At 30.4% G+C, this 24100-nt stretch carries 20 protein-coding genes; 17 read left to right on the top strand and 3 right to left on the bottom strand.

Annotated elements, in window-relative coordinates; genetic code table 11:
• Window positions 1-57: 57 nt before the first annotated feature.
• The 11 genes from KHA90_RS02280 to rpe all read left to right on the top strand — a co-directional run bounded on the left by KHA90_RS02280 (window position 58) and on the right by rpe (window position 13442).
• Window positions 58-1020, top strand: coding sequence for a helix-turn-helix domain-containing protein (locus tag KHA90_RS02280; protein ID WP_213294661.1), 963 nt, complete (start codon window positions 58-60; stop codon window positions 1018-1020).
• A gap of 225 nt (window positions 1021-1245) precedes the next feature.
• A complete protein-coding gene (locus tag KHA90_RS02275; protein WP_213294659.1) occupies window positions 1246-1671 on the top strand; it encodes a hypothetical protein in 426 nt (141 codons plus the stop codon).
• Between the two features lie 145 nt (window positions 1672-1816).
• The gene (locus tag KHA90_RS02270) at window positions 1817-3553 is read left to right on the top strand and encodes an ATP-binding protein (protein ID WP_213294657.1); all 1737 of its coding nucleotides are present in this window, start codon (window positions 1817-1819) and stop codon (window positions 3551-3553) included.
• Window positions 3546-4292 (top strand): LytR/AlgR family response regulator transcription factor, encoded by a 747-nt coding sequence (locus KHA90_RS02265; protein ID WP_213294655.1) that lies wholly within the window; start codon window positions 3546-3548, stop codon window positions 4290-4292. The genes KHA90_RS02270 and KHA90_RS02265 overlap by 8 nt, the downstream gene beginning before the upstream one ends.
• A 197-nt stretch (window positions 4293-4489) precedes the next feature.
• A complete protein-coding gene (locus KHA90_RS02260; protein WP_213294653.1) occupies window positions 4490-4741 on the top strand; it encodes a hypothetical protein in 252 nt (83 codons plus the stop codon).
• Window positions 4742-4945: 204 nt separating this feature from the next.
• The gene (locus KHA90_RS02255; RefSeq protein ID WP_213294651.1) at window positions 4946-5665 is read left to right on the top strand and encodes a hypothetical protein; all 720 of its coding nucleotides are present in this window, start codon (window positions 4946-4948) and stop codon (window positions 5663-5665) included.
• Between the two features lie 20 nt (window positions 5666-5685).
• Window positions 5686-8427, top strand: a complete 2742-nt coding sequence (locus KHA90_RS02250) for a TonB-dependent receptor (protein ID WP_213294649.1) — start codon at window positions 5686-5688, stop codon at window positions 8425-8427.
• 5 nt (window positions 8428-8432) lie between these two features.
• Window positions 8433-9665: a DUF4249 domain-containing protein gene (locus KHA90_RS02245; protein ID WP_213294646.1), complete on the top strand. Its 1233-nt coding sequence runs from the start codon at window positions 8433-8435 to the stop codon at window positions 9663-9665.
• Entirely contained in the window at window positions 9653-11380 is a 1728-nt protein-coding gene (locus KHA90_RS02240) for a hypothetical protein (protein ID WP_213294643.1), read from the top strand. The genes KHA90_RS02245 and KHA90_RS02240 overlap by 13 nt, the downstream gene beginning before the upstream one ends.
• Window positions 11381-11479: 99 nt before the next feature.
• Window positions 11480-12343, top strand: a complete 864-nt coding sequence (locus KHA90_RS02235; protein ID WP_140508168.1) for a sigma-70 family RNA polymerase sigma factor — start codon at window positions 11480-11482, stop codon at window positions 12341-12343.
• 436 nt (window positions 12344-12779) lie between these two features.
• A complete protein-coding gene (gene rpe, locus KHA90_RS02230) occupies window positions 12780-13442 on the top strand; it encodes a ribulose-phosphate 3-epimerase (RefSeq protein WP_213294640.1) in 663 nt (220 codons plus the stop codon).
• Between the two features lie 82 nt (window positions 13443-13524).
• Here rpe and KHA90_RS02225 read toward each other — a convergent pair whose 3' ends face one another.
• Window positions 13525-14364 carry an AraC family transcriptional regulator gene (locus KHA90_RS02225; protein WP_213294638.1) on the bottom strand — a complete coding sequence of 280 codons (840 nt, stop codon included), beginning with the start codon at window positions 14362-14364 and terminating at the stop codon, window positions 13525-13527.
• Window positions 14365-14448: 84 nt separating this feature from the next.
• Here KHA90_RS02225 and KHA90_RS02220 point away from each other — a divergent pair, with 84 nt between their 5' ends.
• Window positions 14449-15975, top strand: a complete 1527-nt coding sequence (locus KHA90_RS02220; protein WP_213294635.1) for an MFS transporter — start codon at window positions 14449-14451, stop codon at window positions 15973-15975.
• 22 nt (window positions 15976-15997) lie between these two features.
• Here KHA90_RS02220 and KHA90_RS02215 read toward each other — a convergent pair whose 3' ends face one another.
• Complete coding sequence (locus KHA90_RS02215; RefSeq protein WP_213294632.1) at window positions 15998-16780, bottom strand: DNA/RNA non-specific endonuclease; 783 nt, start codon at window positions 16778-16780, stop codon at window positions 15998-16000.
• Between the two features lie 93 nt (window positions 16781-16873).
• Window positions 16874-19060, bottom strand: a complete 2187-nt coding sequence (locus KHA90_RS02210; protein WP_213294629.1) for a carboxy terminal-processing peptidase — start codon at window positions 19058-19060, stop codon at window positions 16874-16876.
• Between the two features lie 213 nt (window positions 19061-19273).
• Here KHA90_RS02210 and surE point away from each other — a divergent pair, with 213 nt between their 5' ends.
• From surE to KHA90_RS02185, 5 genes are all read left to right on the top strand, one after another.
• Window positions 19274-20053 carry a 5'/3'-nucleotidase SurE gene (gene surE, locus KHA90_RS02205; RefSeq protein ID WP_213294626.1) on the top strand — a complete coding sequence of 260 codons (780 nt, stop codon included), beginning with the start codon at window positions 19274-19276 and terminating at the stop codon, window positions 20051-20053.
• Entirely contained in the window at window positions 20046-20318 is a 273-nt protein-coding gene (locus tag KHA90_RS02200) for a hypothetical protein (protein ID WP_213294625.1), read from the top strand. The genes surE and KHA90_RS02200 overlap by 8 nt, the downstream gene beginning before the upstream one ends.
• A gap of 67 nt (window positions 20319-20385) precedes the next feature.
• Window positions 20386-21504 (top strand): lipid-A-disaccharide synthase, encoded by a 1119-nt coding sequence (gene lpxB, locus KHA90_RS02195; RefSeq protein ID WP_213294623.1) that lies wholly within the window; start codon window positions 20386-20388, stop codon window positions 21502-21504.
• An 11-nt stretch (window positions 21505-21515) separates the two neighbouring features.
• Window positions 21516-22007, top strand: a complete 492-nt coding sequence (locus tag KHA90_RS02190; RefSeq protein ID WP_213294621.1) for a C40 family peptidase — start codon at window positions 21516-21518, stop codon at window positions 22005-22007.
• Between the two features lie 56 nt (window positions 22008-22063).
• Window positions 22064-24085 (top strand): ComEC/Rec2 family competence protein, encoded by a 2022-nt coding sequence (locus KHA90_RS02185; RefSeq protein WP_213294619.1) that lies wholly within the window; start codon window positions 22064-22066, stop codon window positions 24083-24085.
• The last annotated feature ends 15 nt before the right edge of the window (window positions 24086-24100 follow it).

Genomic DNA, 24100 nt, shown 5'->3' with positions numbered 1-24100 from the left:
ATGGGTTTGCATAAATCAATAATTTCATTTTGTACATTTGTGATTATCGCAAAAATTATGAAATATCAGGAAATATTTTTAAAAGCAATTAGAAGTAAAATTTCAACTTCAGTTTCTTTAATAGATGAAATTGCAACTATTTTAGAAATCAGTTATGATGCATCACACAGACGAATATCCGGAAAAAGTAAATTTTCAATAGATGAAACCGTAAAAGTGGCTGATCATTTCAACATTTCTCTCGATAATTTATTTTCAAAAAAAGAAAAAGTTATTGTTGAGAAAACAATTGAGATAGAAACATTAAAAGATATGCGTCAATATTTCAAAACATCAGCAGAACAAATTGAAATATTAACGAAGAGTTCCACAGCTACACTTTTCTATTCTGCAAAGGATATTCCGCTATTTTATTTTATGGACGGAACTATTTTATCAAAATTTAAAGCTTTTGTATGGTTAAATCTTTTAAATACAAATCAGAATAAAGTTTCATTTGAGAATTTTGTGATCGAAGATTCTTTTTCAGAATATATGCTAAAACTTAAAACTGTTTACCAAAACACTATTGTAAATGAAATATGGAACGACACTACAATAAACAGCAGTTTACAGCAAATTTTATATTTTTATGAAGCCGGTTTACTTAATCTGAAAAATGCAAATGCACTATGTATAGACTTGAAGAGAATTATCAATTTGATTAAGGAAAAGTGCAACAATTCTAATAATAAGTTTTCTATCTATTATAATGAACTAATATTACTAAATAATAATATGCTAATAGAAACAAATGAAAAATTAACAATGTTTGTACCCTACACCCTTTTAGGCTATTTTATTACTGATAATGAAGAGAGCTGTAAAAATGTACATCAATTTTTCAAACAACAAATCATCAATTCCAAGCCTTTAGGACAATCCGGTATTAAAGAACAAAATCTATTTTTTAATAGAGCAATTAGGAAAATAGATTATTATGTAGAAAAAATAAATTCTCAAGTTGATTTATTTTTCTAAAAAAAGGACTAGAGTCACTCGTTAAAAAACCAGAATTCATTTATTTGAATCGGAGCTTTCATTTCTTTCCTAAAGCAAGAATAGTAATAAAATTACAAGAAGATTTACTTCTATATTTTTTAACGGGAATTAAACTAAAAAAATACATCAATTTTACCCTTTATTCAAAGAAAAAAAATAACTTTATCCCACCAAAAATAACGTATTAACCCTAAAAACCCTATTATGACATTGAAAGTTGTTCAAACAAAAAAAATTAACTGCGAAGATTTTAGATTTAAAGACGTACAGAATCTAACTTTCCCCATTCCTCCCTTAGCTTCGGCAAACTTTTATTATACTAAAGAAGGAGTACAAATCTTAAAAATCTGTGCTACATTATACATTAATGCTGTAGAATCAGAAAAACCGACAGTGGAGACAGCAACAGAAAAAGATGGTACTTTCACAATCTATTTTGACTATGTATGGGACAAGGTTTCTCCGGACACTTATGATGTTTATTACATAGAAACAGATTATACCTCTGATACCGTTGGAAACATCAAAGAAGTCATCTCTTACTTACAATATACAATTCCTGTTTTAGGCGGTGGAGATGGAGAAGATCCGAAATTGTCTAGAGGAACAAAAACAAGTTCTGCAGATTAATCCTAAATTAAATGCTGTGCTAGATTTATAGATTATACTTTTTTTATTTATGATTATCGTTTTGTGATAAATATTTAATGATTATTAAGTCTACAATTCATAAATCATTTATACAATTAGCTTTAGTAATTACAAAAAGCCAATAATGATTCAAAAAATACATAACTTTCTTTTATTATTTGTTTTTTTACCTTCAATAGCTCTCTCACAACAAGAAAAAGGTTCAGATTATTTTAGTATTGCTATTCAAAAAAAAGCACAATCCTATAAAAGTGAAATTAATTTTAAAAAAGCACAATATTTTTTCTTAAAAGAAGAATGGGACTCTACATTAGTATATTCCATGAAGCAATTAAACTCTAATTCTGATTTAGAAATAAAAGAATACTGTCATTATTTTAGAGGCTTTTCATTAAAAAAGAAAAGCCTTTACACAGAAGCACTCATTGAATTTGACTTAATAAACAAATCATTCCAATATTATTATCTTGTAGATTATAACATTGGACATTTGTTTCATTTTGAAAAAAAATTTAAAAAAGCAATTCTTTATTTTTTGAAGGCTGAAACCGAAATCTTAAATCATAAAGACGAAAGTGAAATAGCCGGCTTATATACAAATATAGGGATCTGCTACTTACATTTGAATCAATTTTCTAAGGCGGAATTTTATTTTAAAAAAGATGCTCTTTTAAATCCGAAACAGATTACGAAAAGTGTAATTCGATCTAATATCAATATTGCAGGCCTCTATTACGAACAATATAAAGACAAACAGGCTATCTACTATTTTAAAAAAGCATACACCTTATCAAAAAACATAAAAGATTTTGACTTAAAACAAACTGCAGCCTTCAACATGGCTGTTGTAGAAGAAAATAGAAGTAATTACAAAAAAGCTCTTGCTTACAGAAAAGAAGCAGAAGATTGGAAAGATTCTTTAAACAATCAAAATAAAATATGGGCAGTTGCTGATTATGAGAAAAAATTTGCTGTAGCGCAAAAGCAAAAACAAATCAAAGTACTCGAAGTTGAGAACAAACTTAAAAACACACAACGCAATGGTTTCTTTTTTGCAGCCATAGGTTTATTATTAATTTTAACTGGAGGGGTTTATCTCTACGGTCAAAAAGTAAAGAACACTAAAATTATCGTATTACAAAAAAACAAACTTGATGAACTTAACGCCACTAAAGATCAATTATTCTCGATTGTAAGTCATGATTTAAGATCATCTGTAAATGCCTTAAAAACGAGTAATGCAAAATTATCTGCTACGCTGGAAACTAAAAATTATGATGAATTAAATCAGCTTATTATTCAAAACAGTACTATTGCAAATGGCGCCTACAGTTTGTTAGATAATTTACTGCATTGGGCGATGCTTCAAACCAAACAATTGTACTTTCATAAAGAATCAGTACATTTATATTCTGTAATACAGCAAATTGAATACAATTACAAGCCTTTAATTCTCGATAAAGCTATTACTTTTGAAAATTCGGTTTCTAAAAATATTTTCATCTTCGTTGATCTGGATTCCTTAAAAATTATTCTTCGGAATTTATTGGATAATGCTATTAAATTTTCTGATGAAAATGGAACCGTAAATTTCTATACCCAGGAAACTGATCCTGATTTTTGTGAACTTATTATTCATGATAACGGAATTGGAATGAATGAAAATACTATTAAAGAACTACTGCAAGAGGGAGAAATATTAGCCAAAAAAAATAACTCTGAAATTATAGGAACGGGTTTAGGTATGCAATTGTGCAAACAAATGATCAAAAAAAATAGCGGAACAATAGCTATAGAAAGTGAACTAAATAAGGGAACTAAAATGATATTAACTTTTCCAAAAACAAGAACCAATGGATAATATTAACGTTTTAATTATAGAAGACACTCCCGAACAAAGTGATGCACTTATCAAAGTCCTGACTGAAAATAATTATACTGTTACAGGAGTTGCTACAAACTTCGCAGACGCACTAAAACTTTTTTATGAAAGTACAGTCGAAATTATTATTATTGATGTTTTTCTGGACGGAAAACCAGACGGAATTACTTTTGCAGAAACTATCAATATTATTCCAAATTCATCTAAACCATTTGTTTTTTTGACGAGTTCACAAGATCGCCAAATTTTTGAAAGGGCTAAACTCACAAAGCCTTTTAGCTTTTTAATGAAACCTTTTAACGAACTTGAAATTTTGTATGCTATCGAAATGGCTGTCGAAAAATTCTATGCGCAAACAAATGTTTTTATGAGCGAGGAACAAGACACCGTGATTAGCAACGATTATTTATTTATAAAGAAAAAAAACTCATTAAAGAAAGTAGCTTTAAACGAAATCCTATATATTGAAGTCGAAGAACGTTATTGCAATATCATTACCGAAAAAGAAAAATTTGTCATTCAAATCTCTCTGACCAAAATCAGTAATTTATTGGATAAAAATAAATTTGTCAAAACACATCGAAATACGATTGTGAATACTGATAAAATTGAAGAAATTATTCTGGCAGATAATCTTATTATCTTAAAAGGAGATCATAAAATTAACTTAAGCGACACTTATAAAGATTTTCTAAAAAAAATGAACATTCTGTCATAAAAATTAAATCGAAAATTCAATCATACAAATCCTTTCAGTATTCTGAGAGGATTTTTTGTTTACACGATATTTATCACTTCATAAAGTCTTAACTATTTCATGACAAGTAAAATGGCTTTCGTGACATTTTTAATTTCAAATTAATAAATCAAAATTACTTTTATACTCAGAAACCCCAAAAATCTAAATATACATAAATGAGAATCGCACTAATTAAACAACCAGAAATGAAAATTTTATCTATTCTAAAAAAAATAAAAAATAATCCCTGGGTTGGAATTGTTGTTTCTTTAGCATTAATTATTCCGAGTTTATATGAAATTTTAGACGACGTAACTATTCTACGAAAAGAATACTTCTTATTAATTATTGCATTTCCTCTTTACATAAAATCTCTCAAAAAAATATTCGATGATATGCTTGATGTATATGACGATTCATCCGAATAAAATAAAGTTTGCCCTTTTTCAATAAAAACACTTCAGCTTTATCTTTTTTAAGCGGGGTGTTTTTTTATTTAATTCAAAATTTATCAGTTTGAAACCCACTAAAAACAAAAAAATAACACTTATTGATAATATTAACCCGCTTATTAACATTTTTTTGATATTTTTGAAATGCTTTAACCAAAAACATTCAAATAAACCAATCCTTTGAAAAAAATTCAAAAAAAGCCTCTTTACTTTGTTCTAATTGGAATATTCTTAAATTTTTACACTGCTTACTCTCAAAGCAGCAATGAAATCTCTGTGTACAATTGGTTTGATAAAAATCTTGGTGTAGAATCATTAGATTTTGAAAATGGACCTGCACATCTAAATTTTGACAAAACAGTTAACAATAATAATCGCTATTACATTTCTGAAAACTTTAAAAAAGGAAGTATTAATTATAATGGGCAGGATTATTTTGACCTATTGTTAAATTATGATACTTATAATGATGAAATTGTTCTAAAACCTTATGGAGAATCAAACACGACAAAAATTAATATCATTAAAGAGAATGTGAACTATTTTAAAATAGGAAATGAAAAATTCATTAAACTGGAAACCCTAAATATTCCTAATTTCAAAAAAGGATATTATGAAGAAGTTTTAATAGGAAACGATATAACGGTCTTTGTTAAATATTATAAAGAGAAGAAAAAAATCAATAAAGATGAAATTGATTTAGTTGAATTTATTCCCAAATATGAATTCGTTTTACTAAAAGACAACAAATATTCCTCTGTTAATAATAAAAAAGAAATCCTGGCATTATTCCCCAATAATAAAAGAAAAATAAACGATTTCTACCTTTTGCATAGAGACTTAAAGAGTGAAAATCTCGCACTATTTACCAAGAATCTATTAAAATATATCAATAATTAAAATCAGTAGAAATTATTACAATGAGAATATTTATCATCTTTTTATTATTTTTCGGTTTTAATCAATTCCTCTATTCACAAGATCAAAAAAGCAACATTACTGTTAGTTACAGTAATATAAACAGGATCGATGTTTTAAAAAAAATAGAAGCCTCTACTAACTACAGGTTTTATTTTCAGGATAATTGGTTTGACAAGAATGTTTTAGTATACGGCGACTATACAAACAAAACTATAGAGGAAATTTTAAGCAAAGTTTTTGCAGATACCGAGCTTAATTTTTATATCAATAAAAACAAAATTATCTTAACGAAGAATAGTATTATTTACGATAAGTTCCAAAATAACAAATCGAAAGACAATAATATTCCAATCTTTTTTCAACAATACGATTCGGTTAAAAAAAACAAGACAGAAAAAGCAGATCCAATTGCACTAATTGGCAAGGAAACTATAGATTCTGAAACTGAATTTTACACACTTTCCGGTCATATAACAGATCTTAAAGACGAAAAATCTTTGGCAGATATAACTGTAAAAGTCAAAAACACTGCAATCATAACTATCACAAACAAAGAAGGATTTTATAGTGTAAAACTTCCTGTAGGACTGGCGACGATTGAAATTGAATCGCTGTTGTACAACAATACTTCCCGAAAAATAATGATCTACAGTAACGGTACTTTAGATTTTTCGATAATTGAAAAAATAAATCAATTAAATGAAGTTTTGGTAAAAGGAAAAAACAGCCAAAACATTAGAACTGCAATAACCGGCGTTACTACAATTGAAGCCGAAGGCATAAAAAATATTCCGCTAGTTCTTGGAGAAAGAGATGTTTTAAAAATTGCCTTAACTATTCCGGGAATAAAAACTGCCGGAGAAGGTTCATCAGGATTTAATGTAAGAGGAGGAAAAGAAGATCAAAACTTAATGTTACTGGATAATGGAACGATATATAATCCTGCGCATCTCTTTGGATTTTTCTCTTCACTTAATCCTTACACCATAAACAAAGTTGACATTTACAAAGGCGGAATCCCATCAGAATTTGGCGGTAGATTATCCTCTGTTTTTGATATCACTTCTAAAAACGGAAACACGGAGAAATTTTCAGGCGAAGGAGGTATTGGTCCCGTAACAAGTAATCTTACGGCTTCGATTCCTGTGGTGAAAGGAAAAGCAAGCTTATTAGTTGGCGGAAGAGCAACTTATTCTGATTGGATTTTAAAATCACTAGATGATGAAAACCTGAAAAATAGCCAAGCTTCTTTTTATGATTTATTCGCCAAATACAATCATAAAATAAACAAGAACAATTCAGTTGAAGCCACAGGATATTATAGCAAAGACAAGTACACTATAACTCCGGATTCTTTGTACAGATACAGCAATAGTCTTGTTTCATTAAAATGGAAGCATTCGTTTAACGAAAAAAACAACAGCGAATTGAATGTCACAAACAGTGAATATAAATTCAGCATTGATTATGAATCTGCTAATCCTGAATCCTTTCTTTTAAAATATAAGATAAATGAAACTCAGGCAAGTTTAAAATTCAATAGTGAATTTAACAGTAAACACAGATTCACTTACGGAATCGCAAGTAAATTATACAAAGTTAATCCGGGAGAATTATCTCCAAACGGAGATTCTTCATTAATTACTCCCGTCAAAATTGAGGATGAAAAAGGATTAGAATCTGCTGTGTTTTTTTCGGATAAATTCAAAATTTCAGAAAAATTATTGTTAGATATTGGTGCCCGATATTCATACTATTTAGCACTTGGACCTTCGACTCAAAAAATCTATGAAGATGGTGTGCCTAAAACTCCATCAACGGTTACTGAAGAAAAAGTATACACAAATAATGAAGTTATAAATTCGTCCGGAGGTTTTGAACCCAGAATAGCTTTACGTTATATTTTTGATGAAAGTTTATTTGTAAAAGCAGGCTTTGATAAAAATTATCAATATATTCATTTACTCACAAATAACACGACGCAATCTCCAACTGATACCTGGAAATTATCTGATATAAATGTGAAGCCGGAAAGCGGCTTACAGTATTCGTTAGGTATTTTCAAAAAACTGGAATACAATGATCTGGAACTAAGTCTTGAAGGTTACTACAAAACATCTAAAAATATTCTTGATTACAAGGTTGGGGCAAACATCCTTTTAAATGAAAATTTAGAGACAGAAATACTTCAGGGTGATGGAAAAGCTTATGGAATTGAATTTTTATTAAAAAAATCAATGGGAAGGCTTAATGGCTGGATTGGATACACATATTCAAGAACATTTATCAAATTAGACAGTCAGTTTAATGATGAAAAAGTAAATAACGGAGCCTATTTCCCAACTAATTTTGACAAACCTCATGATTTGAGTATTGTAATGAACTATAAATTCACTCATCGTTATAGTTTTTCTTCTAATTTTGTTTATCAAACCGGAAGACCAATTACTTATCCTATAGGCAAATACTCTTATAATGGCGCAGAATACACGCTTTATAGTGATCGAAATAAATTTAGAATACCTGATTATTACAGACTGGATATTGGATTAAATATTGAAGGAAATCACAAAATAAAAAAGTTAGCGCATAGTTTCTGGAATATATCGGTTTATAATGTATTAGGACGAAACAATCCTTATTCTATCTTTTTTGTGACAAAAGACGGTCAGGTAAAAGCTTATCAGACTTCTATTTTTGCAGTACCAATACCAACTATTACTTATAATTTTAAATTTTAATCGTTATGAAAAAAATCTTTTTAATTAGATTTCTGATAACAATAATTCTTGTATCGGTATTGGGCTGTACAACTCCTTACTCCTATCAAACAAATGGATATGAAGATGTTATTGTAATAGAAGCAACGATAACGAATGAAATTAAAAATCAGGAAGTAAAAATTTCAAGATCGTATAAACTGGAGGAAAATAAATCAAAATTTGAAACCGAAGCTGTTGTTTACATAACGGATGATTTAGGCAATAAATATGAATTTGACCAAAGTGACGAATCTTATAAATCTGTTAATACTTTTCAGGCAAATCCAGACAGGCACTATCAATTGCATGTACTTACAAAAGATGGAAGATCATACATTTCAAGTACAGAAACATTGCCGCAGCAAACTGAAATTGAGAGTTTAAATGCTACAGCAATTACTAAAGATGGTCAGCTTGGTGTCGAAATTACCGTAAATAGCACAGATCCTACTAATAAATCTAAATACTATCGATATGAGTATGAAGAAACATATAAGGTAGTCGCTCCTAAATGGCTTAATGAAAAAGCTGTCGTTGAATTATTTGCGCCAGGTTCATTCCCAAAAGGAAAAGTTACTTTTGTACCCAGAACACAAGAAGCCCGGGTTTGTTATTTAAGTCAAAAATCTAACGAATTACTTTTGACCAGTACAAATGATATGTCTGAAGATAAAGTAGTCAATTTCCCTGTTAGGTTCCGTTCAAGTAAAGACCCAATAATTAGAAACAGATACAGCATATTAGTAAAACAATATGTTCAAAGTCTTGCTGCTAATACCTTTTACAATACTTTAAAAGAAATATCAAATTCAGGAAGTCTATTATCTCAGACACAGCCCGGTTTCTTTTACGGAAACATACAACCCGTTGATAATCCGGGAGAAAAAGTAATTGGTTACTTTGGCGTATCTTCTTATTCTGAAAAAAGATTATTTTTCAATTTCACTGATTTACTTCCTGGACAACCTTCTCCTAAATATCAATATGATTGTCCCGCACCAATTCCTGAAAGCGAAAGTAGCGATTATATCTTTACATATTGTTTCAGCAAAACAAACCCTGATTGTCAAGGCGATCAGATATTAAATCTTTTACAAAGCGGTATTAAAGTTTATTTTCCAACAGAATTTCCCACATCATATATCCTTTATCCGGTAGAATGCGGAGATTGCACTTCATTTTCATCAAATATAAAACCATCATTTTGGATAGATTAATACATATAGTACTTATAGCTTTTATAGTTAGTTTTCAGCAAATTTCGTTTGCTCAAAAAAACAATACTGCAAGTGAACTGGATGAAATAGACAAAAAACTAAATGAGTCAATTTATATCAGTACAAATGCTAATTCATTTTTAACGGGAGAAACTTTATTGTACAAGATTTTCTGCATTGAAAAATCAACAAATATCGCGTCAAAATATAGTAAAATTGCTTATCTGCAACTTGTTGACAGTAATAAAAAAACCGTTTTTGTTCATAAATTATTTCTTGAAAACGGCACTGCTAATAGTGATTATTTTATTCCGACTACTTTAGAAACCGGAAACTATAAATTAATTGGATACACAAACTGGATGCTGAACAAAAAAGCTGTCGAATATTTTGATCTGGACATTTATATTGTAAATCCATATAAAGAAAAATCAACTAATATCATTTCTCAAAAGGAATCAAACCCATCAGAAAATATAACCAATGAAAATATTTCTTTTGATTTAAAAAGCAAAACATACTCAAATAGAGATTTAATCCACTTTAAAATCACTACAACTTCTGAAGAATTCAAGCAAGGTAATTATAGTGTTTCGGTAAGAAAAGCAGATGGTTTTTTATCTCAGAAGAAAACTAATTTTAACGACCTTAAGACAAATAGAAATTCTACAACCGATATAAATAATACAGAATTTAGTTTACCAGAATTACGTGGTGAAATAATTTCGGGAAAAATATCCGCTACCAGCGCAGAAGTAAAAAATAAAAAAATTGCACTTTCTATTGTTGGAAAAAATAATATTTTAAAATTAACTAAAACAGATGCTGAGGGTAAATTTATTTTCAATTTAGAAAAATCAAATTCAGGATCAAATATAGTTGTTCAGATTATTGAGGACAACAAACAGGATTATTCTATTGAAATTGACAAAACAAAAAATATTGATTTCTCAAATTTGACATTTCCAAGCCTTCAATTCAATTCAGAATTTAAGCAAAATATATCTGAAAGATTAATTTCAAGCCAAATAGAAAATGCTTATTACAGTATCAAAAAAGATAGCATACTGGCTTCTACCGATACAGTTCCGTTTTATAATAAATTGTCGACGGAATTTAAATTAGACCTTTTTACAAGATTCCCAACTATGGAAGAAACTATTACGGAGGTTGTAAAGGGGGTTGTTTTTGCCAAAAACAAAAATAATTATTCGATACACGTTTACGATTACGATCCCAATTATGAATCTGAATTACCTGCTCTAATTGTAGTTGATGGATTAATTATTGAAGATCTAAAGGAACTTTTTGCTTATAGTCCTAAAAACATTCATAAAATTAATGTTGTAAAAGGAATTTACTATTATGGCGCAAAATCTTTTAATGGCATAGTTGCTTTTACTACGAAAAACGGAGATTATGAGACTAAACTTAAAGGAAATTTTATTTTAAGACCTGAACTTTTAAAACCTCAGTCAAAAAAAGAATATTTTCAGCCTGATTATGCAAATAATAAAAACGAAAGAATTCCTGATTACAGACATCAGTTATTATGGTTGCCAAAAGTTGATTTAAACAATCCGGAATCTGACTTAAAATTCTACGCATCAGATGTTTCAGGTAAATACGAAATAATCTTAGAAGGGTTTTCGGCTAATGGAAAAGCAGTTTTTATTAAAGAGATTATAGATATAAAAGACTCAAACCTGAATTAAATTTTAATAAAATAAAACTTTTTTCTAAAAAATTGTAACCTTTTCACATCTCTTTACGTATAACTACTTGTACACTTAAAAATTGAGGAGACAAAAAACATGAGACAACTTAAAATCACCAAGCAGGTAACAAATCGTGAAACTGCATCGTTAGACAAATACCTACAAGAAATTGGAAAAGTTGACCTAATTACCGCTGATGAAGAGGTAGAATTAGCACAAAGAATAAAGGCTGGTGATCAAAAAGCTTTAGAAAAATTAACAAAAGCCAACCTACGTTTCGTTGTATCGGTTGCTAAACAATATCAAAATCAAGGATTAACTCTTCCGGATTTAATTAATGAAGGAAACTTAGGTTTAATTAAAGCGGCTCAACGTTTTGATGAAACTCGTGGTTTCAAATTCATTTCTTACGCTGTATGGTGGATTCGTCAATCGATTCTTCAGGCTTTGGCTGAACAATCACGTATTGTTCGTTTACCATTAAACAAAATTGGTTCTATCAATAAAATCAACAAAATGTATGCTTTATTAGAGCAATCTAACGAGCGTCCACCTTCTGCTGAAGAAATTGCAAAAGAACTTGATATGACTGTAAATGATGTAAAAGAGTCCATGAAAAACTCTGGTCGTCATTTATCTATGGATGCTCCACTTGTTGAAGGAGAAGATTCTAACCTTTATGACGTTTTACGTTCTGGAGAATCTCCAAACCCAGACAGAGAGTTAATTCACGAATCATTACGTACCGAAATTGAGCGTTCATTAGAAACATTGACTCCAAGAGAAGCAGATGTTGTTCGTTTGTATTTTGGCCTTGGAGATCAACATCCAATGACTTTAGAAGAAATTGGAGAAACTTTCGACCTAACTCGTGAGCGTGTTCGTCAGATTAAAGAAAAAGCAATCCGTAGATTAAAACATACTTCAAGAAGTAAAATTCTTAAAACGTATTTAGGATAATATTTAAAAAATAAATTCCAATATTTTAAATTCCAAATTCCAACTTTTATATTGGGATTTGGAATTTTATTCGAAAACTACAATATTTGGAATTTTATAGTAAACAACAGTTTGATTGACTGTTCGTTTTTTGATTGATGATTGAAACTCCGGCTGATTACCGGAGTTTTTTATTTTTTATTGAATCGTTATTTTTAACGCAAAGAGCACAAAGCTTTTTTTCTTTTGAAGATGGTAAAAAGATAAAGTCCGCAAAGCTTTGTGAGCTTTAAATTTTGTTAAAAATTATCTCTAAATCCTTTGTGAACTCTGCATAAATCTTTGCAGGTTCTGCGGTTAAATCTGATGACGTAGAAATTTGCTAAAAATGCTTGCGAACTTTGCGGTTAAAAAAATTACCTTTGCAAACAAAATAACAACACACAACTACAACACAATGAAGAATACACTTATTGCACCTTCTGTTCTTGCAGCTGATTTTGCGAATTTACAGCGTGATATCGAAATGATCAATAACAGTCAGGCTGATTGGTTTCATATTGATATTATGGATGGCGTTTTTGTGCCGAATATATCATTTGGAATGCCCGTTTTAGAAGCGATTTCAAGACATGCCAAGAAAACAATTGATGTGCATTTAATGATTGTTGATCCGGATCGATACATTAAAACTTTTGCAGATTTAGGCGCAAATATTTTAAGCGTTCATTATGAAGCTTGTACTCATCTTCACAGAACACTTCAGGCAATAAAAGCCGAAGGAATGAAAGCTGGAGTTGCCATCAATCCCCATACTAATATTGATTTGTTAGAAGATGTTATAAATGATATTGACTTGGTTTGTATCATGAGTGTAAATCCAGGTTTTGGAGGACAATCATTTATAGAAAATACTTATGATAAAGTAAAGAAGTTAAAAGCTTTAATTACTCGTAAAAATGCTTCAACAATTATTGAAATTGACGGTGGCGTAACCAGTAAAAATGCAAAGCAATTAGTAGAAGCCGGAGCAGATGTTTTAGTTGCAGGAAGCTTTGTTTTTAAAGCCGAAAACCCAACTCAGACTATTGCGGAATTAAAAGCTTTGACAGCTTTTTAAGTCGCAAACTCAAATAAATACAAAAGCCGAAGAGAAATCTTCGGCTTTTTTTATAATTAATCTGCACTAATTATATTTAAAATTAATTCAGTAAAATTTTCGACTTTCTATATGCTGTCAGACTAATATTTCTATGTTTCTTAAAAAACTTATTGAGATGACTTTCGTCAGAAAAACCAAATTCAGCTACAATCTCATTAATTCTCATATCACTAAAACTCAAGCGATGTTCTATCAACCGAATTTTATAATTTGCGATAAAAGACTGAATAGTTTCTCCACAATGAGTTTTAAAATAACTTCCTAAATAAGTATCAGAAATATCAAACTTCTCTGCTATAACCGCAGCTTTCAATTTTTGAGGAACAAAAATATTTGCCTGTATATAATTAATGATTTCAAGGATTCTTTTATCTGCACTTTCCTTAACACCTGATGGCTTTATTTTGGCAATATTTCTTGCAGCAATTACAATAAGGGCATTTACATAATGAGTAGTTAAATCTTCATCATAAATATCAGTATTATCTATAGAATGTATCAAGGATTCTGCTATTGATTTTACCAGGAATTCATCTGCCTTTCGTTTCAAAATACATCCTGATAAATGCGTCGCATAATGTAACAAGCACCCTATGTGATCAATACTTTTTGATTTGTATTCCTTTACATATTCACTATTAATCTTAACCAGCAAAAACTCTGTTGTGTTTACAATATCAAAAGTATGGTAATCATTTGGAGTCAGTAACATTAGATTTCCTGTTTGATAATTAATTGCATTTCCATTAATATGGAGAAATCCATTTCCCGAAAGAACATACACCATCTGAAAAAAACTCAACTGTGAATTTACAATTGGGCATTCGTCTACCTTTTTATAAAGTACCTCTACTGATTGATGCATGTTTTCTTTTCTCATATCACAAAAGTACTTTTTTATCATTTAATTGTACCGAAAAATGAGTATTATTCAGTTTATTTTTGCTAAAAAATATAATAAAAAATGAAACAAAAATTTTATTCCAGCAAAAATAACATCGTTTTAATCGCTATATGTCTGGCAACATTAATGTTCTCTCTAGAAATTTCAAGTGTTCCTGTTATACTCCCAACACTGGAAAAAGTATTAAACGCAAATCTTAACGATATGCAATGGATCATGAATATTTATACAATAGGCTGCACTACTGTTTTAATGGCAGCAGGAACTCTGGCTGATCGATATGGGAGAAAACGAATTCTGATTATAACTTTAATTCTATTTGGCGTCTCATCTTTAGTTTGTGGTTTGTCAAATAATGTTGCTTTACTGATTGTGAGTCGCTTCTTTCAAGGAATAAGTGGTGGTGCAATGCTAATTTGTCAAGTTGCCACTTTATCACATCAATTTCAAGAAGGAAAAGAACGCAGCAACGCTTTTAGCATTTGGGGGGTTATTCTTGGTGTTGGCTTGGGATTTGGTCCCATTATAGGCGGATCAATCATAGCAATATTATCGTGGAAATGGGTATTTCTAATTCATGTTCCGCTAGCTTTGATTGCCGTAATTTTAGTTTATGGCTATGTCGAAGAGTCGAAAGATCCTAATGCTAAAAAAATCGATATTTGGGGAATGATTACTTTATGTCTCGCTGTTTTTGGACTCACTTATTTTATCACCCAGGGACCTAATCTAGGTTTTTTGAGTCCAATAGCTTTAAGCAGTATAACGATTACATTAATAAGTTTTATGCTGTTTTTATGGATCGAAAAAACAACTTCATATCCCATGTTTGACTTTTCGGTATTTAAAATTCGTAATTTTTCAGGTGCTATTTTTGGATCAATTGGAATGAATTTTAGCTTTTGGCCCTTTATAATTTATTTTCCTATTTATTTTCAAAGTTGTTTAGGATATGATGTTGTTGCAGTAGGACTTTCTTTACTCGCATATACACTTCCCACTTTGATCATTCCACCTTTTGCAGAACAACTTTCAGATAAATATCGTTCAGGAATTATAATTCCGGCAGGATTGTTTATAATAGGAATTGGTTTTATAGGCATGAGATACGGGATTATCGCCAAAGATCCAAGTTGGCTAACGATGCTTCCCGGTTCTTTATTAGCAGGAATAGGATTAGGTTTAACTAATACGCCGGTAACTAATACGACCACAGGTTCAGTCTCTCCAAGTCGCTCCGGTATGGCTTCTGGAATAGACATGAGCGCAAGGCTCATCACTTTGTCTATTAATATTGCCTTAATGGGTTTTATTCTTGTAAAAGGCATTTCATCCTATTTAAATACTTCTTTTTCCGGAACAATAAATAAAATAACATTACATGCGATGGCAGAAAAAATAGCCGCAGGAAATTTTTCATCATTAAATCAGGAGTTCCCTAAACTAGCCACATTAGATTCTTCAGGAATGATTGTACATAACGCACTTGCTCACGGGTTTGAAATAGTAATTTTTTACGGAGGTATTGGTGTCTGGATCTTAGCTTTATTGAGCTTTATAACCTTCAACACGAAAAAAACAAAGTAGTTTTTAAACTTGTCAGATGAACTTAAAAATCCTTATCACTTTTCAAGCCTTTTAAATTCGGGAAAAAATCAATTCCGGTCATTTTTTCTAAGGTTTCAATTGAAACTACAAAATCATAAAGTGATTTATCGCTATCATTGTTTGGTACTAAAAAAGCAATTGCTTTATGTCCTTTACCCGTTTTAGCCAAAATGATTTTATAAAAATAGTTAGGGACAGCCACTTTTTCTGTCCCTATTTTTTTGTCCGAATCTTTCAAAATTCCGCCAGTTACAATATAAATGTCATTGTATTTACTTGCCCAATAGCGCGTTTTTTGTTCTAATCTATTCCATATTCCGCTATTAAAATCATGATTTTGAGGCGAAATATTTGAGGTGTAAAATGTATCATTATAAGCATCTTGATCAAACTCCATATCTCCGGCAGGACATAAATGTCCTTTATCATATCCTGATTTTTTATAATTTCTCCAATCTGCAGAACCGGTTGTGACTTTTGGATCTTCAATAAAATAAGGGCGTTTGTAATTAGCATTTTTTAAATACTCTTTCTTCAATTCATAAGCAACCCATTCGGCCTGCTCAAATTTTTCATTATATGAAAGTGTATAATATTTATGTTTTACGATTTGTTTCGTTGTGGATGTAGGCAAATAAGTGTAATTATATAATGAATCACTACTACTTTGATTTGAAACAAAAGCTTCGTTTTGAGTTTCGATTATTTCATTTTTTCCGCTATTTTCTTTTTTACAGGAAATCAACAAAAAACCTATAACAATTAACGCAATAAAATTCTTCATCTTTTATAATTTATATTCGCTAAACTACAAAAAAAATGCTCCAAAAAGGGGAACTTTTTGGAGCATTTCAATAACAAATTAATTCTATAAAAATTAAGATTTTACTAATTTATCTTTTTTCATTTTAGGAGAAACTGATCCTTTTACAACACCACTTTTAGATTGTAAATCATCTAAAACATTCAATGCTTCTTCAACATAAACATCTTTTGATAATGCCTGATGCCAAACATCTCTTTTCTCTTTTAAAGTCGCATCACTTTTCATTTCAAGTTCTTCGTATGGTAAAGATTTAAAAACCAGGTTATTTTTGTAATCTGAAATTGGTTTGTATTTTTTACCCTCATTTTCAACTTGTTCCTGAGTAGCTTTGAAACTATTAATATTTAAGCTATAAGTATTCTCTTTGTTTTTAACATCAATCCATTTTGCATTGTCTTCAATTAATTTGAATTGAGCATTTTCAGCAATTCTACCTTTACTTTTTTCAATTGCTTTAGTGAAGTTTTCATTAGATTTCCATGTGCTGTAATCTGCCGGATCAATTTTATCCCAAGGCATTGCATTGTCAATATCACGTTCTCCCATTTTTAAGTAAGCGTAACGATCCGGCATAACCACATCACTATGAACTCCTTCTAACTGAGTTGAACCTCCATTGATTCTGTAAAATTTTTGTCCGGTAATTTTCAAAGCACCTAAATCACCATAATTTGCATTACGAACAAATTGATTTAAATCCAGCACATTTTGAACCGTTCCTTTACCATAAGTTTGTTTACTACCAATGATAACTCCACGTTTGTAATCCTGAATTGCAGCAGCCAAAATCTCTGATGCCGAAGCGGAGAAACTGTTTACCATAATTACTAATGGACCGTCCCACTCGATTTTTTTATCTTTATCGTATAAAACTTCTTTCTTTTTCCCTGCTGATTTTACCTGAACAATTGGTCCTTCTTCAATAAATAACCCTGCAATATCAACTACTGTAGATAAAGATCCACCTCCATCATCACGAACGTCAAGGACAATACCATTGATATCTTCTTTTTTCAGTCTTTCAACTTCAAGAGCAATATCTTTTCCGGCATCGCGACCATCTTTGTTTTCAAAATCGATATAAAATTTAGGCAAGTAAATTACTCCGTATTTCAATCCGTTTCTTTCTACAATACTAGACTTAGCATATGTTTCTTCGATTTCAACAACATCTCTGATAATAGAAATTACCTTAATTGTACCGTCTACTTTTTTAACCGTAAGTTTTACTTCAGTTCCTTTGTGACCTTTAATTTTTTTCACAACATCGTCTAAACGCATTCCTACAACATCTACTGGCTCTTCGTTTCCTTGTGCTACTTTCAAAATTAAATCTCCAGCTTCCAATTGTTTTCCTTTCCATGCCGGTCCGCCGGAAATCAATTCATCTATTTGAGTGAAATCATTTTTCTTAGTTAATCTCGCTCCAATACCTTCAAGTTTTCCACTGATATTAACATCAAAACGATCCTTTTCTTCCGGAGCAAAATAACTTGTATGCGGATCAAAACGAGTCATGATTGAGTTTACATATACAGAAAACCAATCTTCTTTATTCAGATCTTTAATCAAACTAAAATTATCATCTAAAGATTTTAGCGAACTATCACGAGTTTCTTTCTCTAAAGTTTCAAAAGATTTTACTTTATAAGCGGGATCTGTTTTCTTTTTATCTTCTTCTAATTTTTGCTTGGTTACAAGCGAAGAAAGTGTAGATAATTTGATTTGTTTTCTCCATCTTTCGTTGATTTCTGTTGCATTTTTTGCATACGGCAATTTGTCATAATCTGCATTAAATGTTTCATCAACATCATAGTTGAAAGGCTGCGCTAAAATAGTTTTATAACGTTTTTTACTTTCTTCCATACGTTTCATCAACCTTGTATAAGTAAGGTTGAAAAATGTCAAATCTTTATTCAAAAACTGATCGTCTAATTGCAGCTCATATTGTTTAAATTCATCAATATCAGACTGCAAAAAGAATCTTTTTGAAGGATCTAATGCATCAATATAATCTTTAAAAATTCCTTTTGAGAATTCATCGTTTATTTCCGCCGGACTATAATGTCCTTTTTCAATAACAAATGCAAGCAATTCTAAAAGCGTTTTATCTCTATTCGGATCCGGATCAGCACTCTTATCTGCATTAATTTTAAAAGCAAATAAGGTTAAAGACAAGCATAATACGGCTATAAGTATTTTATAATTTCTTTTCATAAACTTAATAATAGCATTCATCAAATTTTTTAATCTAAGTTAACGGTAAAATTAATGTCGACTTGCCAAGTTCGCTATAATTTTTTGTTAAAGATATAAAAATGTTTGACGCCTAAAAGTCTTCTTGAATTTAGTTTATAATTTTTATCTATTTGTTAGTATTCTACCAAAATCTGTTATTACATTTGCTTTTACAAGCTTTAATTTTGACAAATCAGAATAAAATCCCCAGCAATGAAAAATGAAAAACCTTTAATATTAGTCACCAATGATGACGGAATTCTTGCGCCGGGAATCAGAGCTTTAATCAGCGTTATGGAAACAATTGGAGATGTAATTGTTGTAGCTCCGGATAAACCTCAAAGCGCCATGGGACATGCTATTACAATAAACAACACTTTATTTCTTGATAAAATTTCAAAAGATGAAGATGTAATTACTGAATACAGCTGCTCCGGAACTCCTGTTGATTGTGTGAAATTAGCGGTAAATGAAATCTTAAAACGAAAACCGGATTTATGCGTTTCCGGAATCAATCACGGTTCAAACTCCTCTATAAATGTAATTTATTCCGGCACAATGAGTGCTGCTGTCGAAGCTGGAATAGAAGGAATCCAGGCGATTGGTTTCTCCTTATTAGATTTTGACTGGAATGCTGATTTTGAACAAATAAAATCATTCGTGAAAAGAATCACCTTAGAAACGCTGAAAAATAAATTACCTCCAGGCGTAGTTTTAAACGTAAATTTTCCAAAATTAAAAGAAAAGGAAATCAAGGGAATAAAAATTTGTCGTCAGGCGAAAGCCTATTACGCGCAGAAATTCGACAAACGACAAACTCCATATGGCAAAGATTATTACTGGCTTACCGGAAAATTCACAAACGAAGATCAGGGCGAAGATACGGATGAGTGGGCTTTAGAAAATGGCTATATCTCAGTAGTTCCTGTGCAATTTGATTTAACAGCGCATCATTCTATGCAACAACTTAATACATGGAATTTAAATGAATAAAAAAGACCTACTTATTGGATTTATAATCGGGATTTTTACTGCTTTACTTGGGAGTTATCTTTTCGTTACTTTTTTTACAAGATTTGATATTTCAACAGGAATTCAAACGATAAAACAACAAGGATATATGGGAAAAGTAATTACTATAGGTACCGTTCTAGACCTGGCTGTTTTTTGGCTTTTATTAAAAAGAAATGAAGAGATGAAGGCAAGAGGGATCATTTTGGCAGTGATTGTTCTGGCAATTTCAACTTTATTTATTTAAATCTTATCTTTGCTAAGCAAAAAAATTGTTGTGTTTAAAATCGAAACACACTTTCAATATAATTCATATGAAATATTACATAATCGCAGGTGAAGCCTCCGGAGATTTACACGGTTCAAATTTAATGAAAGCTATTTATGAGGAAGATCCTCAGGCTGATATTAGATTTTGGGGAGGTGATTTAATGCAAAAAGCCGGAGGAACTTTAGTAAAACACTATCGCGAATTGGCTTTTATGGGTTTTATAGAAGTGATTTTTAATTTAAAAACCATTTTAAGCAACATCAAAATCTGCAAAAAAGATATTTTAGAATTTAAGCCTGATGTTTTGATTTTTATCGATTATCCCGGGTTTAATATGCGTATTGCAAAATGGGCAAAAGCTTTAAATTACAAAACCCATTATTATATTTCTCCTCAAATCTGGGCATGGAAAGAAAACCGAATTAAAGCAATTAAGGAAGATGTCGATAAGATGTTTGTGATTTTGCCTTTTGAAAAAAGTTTTTATGAAGACAAACATCATTATCCGGTAGATTTTGTTGGACATCCTTTAATTGATGCTATTCAGAATCAGCCTGCTTTTGATGAAACTATATTTAGAAAAGAAAATCAATTAGGCGACAAACCTATTATTGCGGTTTTACCCGGAAGCAGAAAACAGGAAATCACTAAAATGTTGAGCGTAATGTTGAGCGTAGTAGATGATTTTCAAGAGTATGAATTTGTAATTGCCGGAGCCCCAAGTCAGGATTATGAATTTTACCAGCAATTTATCAGCAATAAAAACATCAAATTTATTTCGAATAAAACGTATGATTTATTGCGTTCTTCAACGGCAGCTTTGGTAACTTCCGGAACAGCAACTCTGGAAACTGCCCTTTTTAAAGTTCCTGAAGTAGTTTGTTATAAGGGAAGTTCGATTTCTTACCAAATTGCAAAACGCATTATTACTTTAAAATACATTTCGCTTGTCAATTTAATTATGGATCAGGAAGTTGTAACCGAATTAATTCAGAGTGAATGTAACACCAAACGTATTAAAGAAGAATTGCAAAAATTATTAGAACCTGATTATCGCGAAAAACTACTTAAGAATTACGACATTCTGGAGCAAAAATTAGGCGGAGTTGGCGCAAGCAAAAAAACAGCAAAACTTGTTGTTGCCGATTTAAAACAAGTTTAAATAGTTTTGATTTGAAAAAAATATTCACCTTACTGCTTTTAGCAATCACTTTCGTTTCTTGTAAATCGACTTCAAGTGCAACCGTTGTTAGCAAAAAAGAGTCGAAAAAAGAAAACAGATCTGTAGTTAAAAATCTGATTGAAAAAGCCACGGATAATATTGGCGCACCTTATAAAGCTGGTGGGACAACAAAAAATGGTTTTGATTGTTCAGGATTGGTATTTACTACATTTGCATCAGAAAACATCCAACTGCCAAGACCTTCTTATGAACAAGCAAAAGTTGGCAAAATAATTAAATTCAGCGATGCTGAAAAAGGCGATTTAATCTTCTTTAAAACCAATAAAAGCAAATCAATCAATCACGTTGGACTTATTACAGAGGTAAATTCAAATGAAATTAAATTTGTTCATTCTTCCACTTCAAAAGGAGTTATAATCTCTTCTACAAAAGAACCATATTATCAAAATTCATTCGTTCAAATCAATAGAATTATTGACTAAACCGAATTAATTAAAATATATAATTTTTCTTACAAAAAATTTAATACTTTTAAACCATGAAAGTATTAGATTTTCCTTTAGCCAAAATTACAATTTGGTTTCTTATTGGTGTTTTATTCTGTTATTATGGTCAGCCAACAATTAATGTCGCTTTATCAATATTTATTGTGGGTTTACCTGTTTTTGCACTTTCTTATTTTTTAAATAAAGTCAATAAAAAATTTAATTCGTTCTTTGGAATAAGCACTTATTTCGTTTCTTTTTTCATAGGCGTTTTAACTTTATTATTTCACACAGACTCTCTTCAAAAATCAAATTATATTCATTGCACAAAAGCATTTGAAACTCCGCAAACCATAACATTTACTTTACGTGAAAAACTTAAAAGCAATACTTATAACGATAGATTTACAGCCTTAATAAATAATATTGACGGCAAAGAGTATTCGGGAAAAATAATTTTCAACATCCAAAAGGACAGCGCCAGAAATCCTGTAATTGGCGATATAATAAAGGTTAAAACTACTCTTCAACGCAATAGTATTAATAAGAATCCCAACCAATTTAATTACAGTAAATACCTGGCCGACAAGCAAATTTTCGCACAAATTTACAGCAACAAAGCTGAAATTAGCATTAATAAAAAAGCAAAAAAAGACATTTGGTATTATTCCGGACGACTGCATTCAAGAATAGTCCACAATCTTGAGAAATCAAATTTTAATAAAGAAGAAATGAATGTTGCATTGGCACTTATTTTAGGTCAGCAACAAGATATTTCAACCGAAATTATTCAGGATTATCAGTATTCAGGAGCGACGCATATCCTTTCTGTTTCCGGATTGCACGTTGGCTTTATTATGATATTTATAAATTTTATTTTAAAACCAATTCCTAATACCAGAAAAGGATCATTTATAAAACTACTTTCTATCCTGATTTCGTTAACCTTTTTTGCAGTAATTTCAGGTTTATCTCCATCTGTTTTGCGATCTGTAGTAATGTTTTCATTTTTGGCAATTGGAAATCATTTGCGCAGAAGCGGCAGTATATATCATACATTATTAGTTTCCATTCTTTTGATATTGCTTTTTGAACCTTATTTTCTATTTGATGTTGGGTTTCAATTGAGTTATCTGGCGTTGTTTTTTATTGTCTGGTTACAGCCTTTACTAAAAACAATCTGGGTTCCAAAATATAAAATCCTGACCACAATCTGGAATGCATTAACCGTTTCATTCGCAGCGCAAATAGGTACGCTCCCATTGTGTTTGTATTATTTTCATCAGTTTCCCGGATTATTCTTTGTCACCAATATTGTGATTATTCCGTTATTATCTTTTATAATGATTGCCGGAATTATAGTAATGATATTTGCCGTTTTTAGTTCTCCCCCTATTTTAATAATTCAAATTTTCGAAAAAAGCATTTATCTATTGAATAAAACAATTCATATTGTAGCTTCGTTTGAATGGTTTGTAATACGAGATATCAGCTTTAATTCTTATTATCTTCTCACTTTCTATTTGTTTATTATTTCAGCAATTATTTGGAATAAAAAACGGGATTACAACAAATTACTCTTTTTCCTAATCTCTGTAATCCTTTTACAAATTTCGTTTATATACACAAAAAAAGAAGTAGAAAACAAACATGAACTAATTGTTTATAATACGAAAAGAAACACTTTAATATCTGAACGAAAAGGAAAGGAAATCACAATTTTTACATCTGATACTATTTCAAAGAACACTATTTTAAATTCCTATCTGGTTGGAAATTTCAGCAAACTAAAATCAACTCAAAAAATTAAAAACGTGTTATTTTTTAACGGAAAAAAAATAGCAGTAATTGACAGCACAGGAATTTATGCAAACAAATTTCAACCGGATATTCTAATTCTTACTCAATCTCCTAAAGTGAATCTGGACCGTATTTTAAAAGATTTACATCCTCAAATAATAATTGCCGATGCTTCAAATTCATATGCAGTTTTAAAAATCTGGAAAATCTCCTGCCTTAAAAAAAATATCCCTTTTCACGCAACAAGTGAAAAAGGATATTACAAATTAAACTAGGGGAAATTAATTTTA

It is taken from the genome of Flavobacterium psychroterrae (genome assembly GCF_018380615.1).
Classification (GTDB): Bacteria; Bacteroidota; Bacteroidia; order Flavobacteriales; family Flavobacteriaceae; genus Flavobacterium; species Flavobacterium psychroterrae.
The sequence above is the reverse complement of the archived record's forward strand: the minus strand, read 5'-3'. Positions and strand labels throughout refer to the sequence as shown.